This is a genomic window from Bacillus pfraonensis (genome assembly GCF_050768835.1).
Lineage (GTDB): Bacteria > Bacillota > Bacilli > Bacillales > Bacillaceae_G > Bacillus_A > Bacillus_A pfraonensis.
Map to the genome: position 1 here is coordinate 1 of NZ_JAHCDO010000099.1, position 368 is coordinate 368.

Annotated in this window: 1 protein-coding gene; it reads right to left on the reverse strand. The window is 34.0% G+C overall.

The window, feature by feature from the left end:
* Positions 1 to 223: 223 nt before the first annotated feature.
* The gene (locus tag KFD70_RS29275) at positions 224 to 367 is read right to left on the reverse strand and encodes an alpha/beta-type small acid-soluble spore protein (protein ID WP_431613554.1); all 144 of its coding nucleotides are present in this window, start codon (positions 365 to 367) and stop codon (positions 224 to 226) included.
* Position 368: the final 1 nt, after the last annotated feature.

Below are 368 nucleotides of genomic sequence, written 5' to 3' on the forward strand. Positions count from 1 at the left end.
AAAAGAAGAAAAGCCTCTGCATACGCTTCATGGTAGCTGCAAAGGCTTTTTGTTACGCATCTTGTTTATCCCTTATAGTATAGATATGTAAGAGATAAAACAAAGAAAAAACACCCCATTTAGATGCTTATCGTACGATTATTCTACCGTAATAAAACTTATTAATAAACTAAGTACAGGTAATGTTACGATTTAATGTAATTCTTTATGTTTTCAGTTGAAATTAATGAGTGAATCTACCGCCAAGTTGTTGTTCCGCTATAGCTACTAATCGTTTTGTGATTTCACCACCAACAGAACCATTTGCACGAGATGTTGTATCTGGACCAAGTTGTACGTCAAATTCTTGTGCAATCTCATACTTCATT

Coding starts and splice junctions, on each gene's coding strand:
- KFD70_RS29275 (WP_431613554.1), bottom strand. CDS start 367: ATGAAGTATGAGATTGCACAAGAATTTGACGTACAACTTGGTCCAGAT.